The following is a 2824-nucleotide window of genomic DNA, read 5'->3' on the forward strand; positions in this document are numbered from 1 at the left end:
CTGTTTGTCATGATCTGACCAGTCTCCCTGCCCGAAGCCTCGAGCAACAGGACAACTCTCACAACGACTGGACCCACAAAAGGGGGTCAGGCCAGCAGGGCGTGGCTCACGGGCCAGAGCGAAGAGCCAACCACCCCGCAAGCCTATGCGGGGCACCAATTTGGGATGTACGTGCCGCGACTGGGCGACGGCCGCGCGTTGCTGCTCGCCGAGCGCACTGACCGCTCCGGCACGTCGCGCGACATCCACCTCAAGGGATCCGGTCCCACACCGTTCTCCCGCGGTGGCGACGGGAAAGCCGCACTTGGGCCCATGCTGCGGGAGTACGTCATCGGAGAGTTTCTCCACGCGGTCAGCATCCCGACGACGCGAGCCCTTGCAGTCCTCACCACGGGCGAGTACGTTTGGCGCGATCGGGGGCCGGAGCGGGGCGCGATTCTCGTTCGCGTTGCCACGGGACTGGTTCGCGTCGGGACATTCCAGTACGCGGCTACCCGCGTCGGCGATGTGTCTCGCCGACTCGCCGACTACGCCATCGAACGGTACTACCCGGAGCTTCGTGGCGTCAAAGAACCGTATCTCGCGCTATTTCAAGCGGTGTGTGACAACCAAGCGTCCCTCATCGCCGACTGGATGGCGGTGGGATTTATCCACGGCGTCATGAATACCGACAACATGGTGATTGCGGGGCAATCCATCGACTTCGGGCCGTGCGCATTCCTCGACATCTTTGACTGCCGGGCGGTCTTCAGCTCCATCGATCATGCCGGCAGATACGCGTACGGAAATCAGCCGGCCATCGCCCAGTGGAATCTCGCACGATTTGCCGAGAGCATTCTCCCGTTAATCGAGCCGGACACCAACGTTGCGGCCGCCAAACTCGGTGGGGTCTTGACTGGGTTCGTCACCAGCTACGAGCAGGAAATCGGCACGCGGATGGCCGCCAAATTCGGGCTCGACGATCCTCGCTCATCGCTGATAGATGAGGGACTGGGCCTGATGGAGCGCAACCAGGTCGATTTCACGACCTTTTTCCGCGCACTCGGCGCAGGGGAGGCCCCATCGCTGATGGCAGATTCGCCAGACTTTGCCGCATGGTACGCGCGCTGGGAGAGCGAGGTCGATCCCGACGCGCGCCTACGCATGGCGAGTGTTAATCCGCTCTATATTCCGCGAAACCACCACGTCGACCGGGCGCTGACTGAGGCCAGTGATGGAAACCTTGCATCCCTCGAGAGGCTGGTGAGCGCTCTTACCGATCCTTACCGTGAGCGCTCAGAGCTCGCCGACCTTGCCGAACCGCCGCCACCAGATACCCCGCGCCACGTGACTTTTTGCGGGACCTGATGCTTAGGTGCTGGCTACGTTGATCAAGCCTAGGCGTTCGGAGATCTGCTCAACGTCGGAAAGTGCCCCCGAGGCGACCGCCATGATGAGGTCAAATAGCTCGTCGTTGGTGAGATCGCATCGGTGGTTATTGATCTCAGCGAACACTAACGAGGCAATGGCAGCGAGTCGCTTGTTTCCATCCGCGAGTGGATCGTTGTTGCAAACGGAATGCAGGAGGGCTGCTGCTTTACGGGAAACGCCTGGGTAGGCATCGGTCCCCATGATCGTCGTCAAAGGGCGGTCGAGCGACGATTGCAAAAGGCCGATATCTCGCACCGGCCCGATGCCTTCCGCCTCGATGATGTGCACAACGACGCTAAGCGGCAGTGGGCGGGTGGATGCACTCACGGCGGGGCTAGACCGATCCGAGACGATCCAGCGCAGGACGGTACGCTGAACGCACTCGTTCATAGGCAGCCCAAGTATCGTCTTCAAGACGGGTCTGCGCGTCCTCGCGCAAGATTGCGCGCCGAACTGCTTCGTGCTTGGAAATGCCCTGCCTTTTGGCAAGGCGTGCGAGGGCTTGCTCGAGGGCGGGGTCTGTCCGCAACGTCATGGCCATGGATGGCATGATACCAGAGTGGTATCGTGCGTTCGCGTTATCGTGTGACCAGAACCGTTTGCTGACTATCGAGGAGGAATCACCAATGAGTTTTCAGGTGTATCTTTCCGGCGAGATCCACACCGATTGGCGCGAGGAGATTGAGCGGGGCGCCAGCGAGGCTGGGCTCGATGTCGTCTTTACTTCCCCGGTGGCCGATCACCCCGCGAGCGACGCCGCAGGCGATCATCTCGGTGAGACGCAAAGCTCGTTTTGGCGCGATCACCAGTCGGCGAAGGTCAATGCGATCCGGACACGCACGCTGATCGAGCAGGCCGACTTGGTCGTCGTGCGGTTTGGTGATCAATACAAACAGTGGAACGCGGCCTTCGATGCCGGCTACTGCGCCGCCCTCGGTAAGCCCTATGTGACGCTGCACAACGAGGACATCGTCCATCCGCTCAAAGAGGTTGACGCGGCTGCGCAGGCCTGGTGTCGGACAACGGATCAGGTTGTCGAGATTCTGCGCTATGTGCTGAAGGCGTAAGTCGGGGCGTGGCTTTGGCGAAGCTGATCAGCACCACGGAGTCCGCGGTGGCGCGTAGATCGTGGCGCTCTTTGGGAATCACGAGGTGGCTACCCGCAGTGCCGCGGTAGCTCGCAACCTGGGTGCTCAGGGTGACGTCGCCCCGCAGCGGCATCTACGGCATCGAGCAGCCCTTCCATGAGATCGGCAAGATCTTCACGGGCGCCAAGGAAATGGGCTTCGATACGTCAATCCTTCGCGAAGATGCGACCTTCGACAGTTGAGTCCCTCATAGTGGTGTAGCGGGGTGGTCGTGCTGGACAGCAGGGCGGTCACCGCGTGATCCTCGAGTTCATCTTCTACAACTC

The 2824-nt window shown here is 61.3% G+C and carries 4 protein-coding genes; 3 read left to right on the forward strand and 1 reads right to left on the reverse strand.

Going from position 1 to position 2824, the window contains the following annotated elements; translation table 11 throughout:
* Positions 1-27: 27 nt before the first annotated feature.
* Positions 28-1347, forward strand: a complete 1320-nt coding sequence (locus BSZ39_RS12500) for a protein adenylyltransferase SelO family protein (RefSeq protein WP_083603357.1) — start codon at positions 28-30, stop codon at positions 1345-1347.
* A gap of 3 nt (positions 1348-1350) precedes the next feature.
* Here BSZ39_RS12500 and BSZ39_RS12505 read toward each other — a convergent pair whose 3' ends face one another.
* Positions 1351-1698 carry a type II toxin-antitoxin system death-on-curing family toxin gene (locus BSZ39_RS12505; RefSeq protein WP_245792522.1) on the reverse strand — a complete coding sequence of 116 codons (348 nt, stop codon included), beginning with the start codon at positions 1696-1698 and terminating at the stop codon, positions 1351-1353.
* 251 nt (positions 1699-1949) lie between these two features.
* Here BSZ39_RS12505 and BSZ39_RS12515 point away from each other — a divergent pair, with 251 nt between their 5' ends.
* Together BSZ39_RS12515 and BSZ39_RS14880 are read left to right on the forward strand one after the other, a co-directional pair.
* Positions 1950-2477 carry a YtoQ family protein gene (locus tag BSZ39_RS12515; RefSeq protein WP_222842965.1) on the forward strand — a complete coding sequence of 176 codons (528 nt, stop codon included), beginning with the start codon at positions 1950-1952 and terminating at the stop codon, positions 2475-2477.
* 131 nt (positions 2478-2608) lie between these two features.
* Positions 2609-2740, forward strand: a complete 132-nt coding sequence (locus BSZ39_RS14880) for a hypothetical protein (RefSeq protein ID WP_281247150.1) — start codon at positions 2609-2611, stop codon at positions 2738-2740.
* Positions 2741-2824: the final 84 nt, after the last annotated feature.

It is taken from the genome of Bowdeniella nasicola, from assembly GCF_001907295.1.
GTDB classification, from domain to species: Bacteria; Actinomycetota; Actinomycetes; order Actinomycetales; family Actinomycetaceae; genus Bowdeniella; species Bowdeniella nasicola.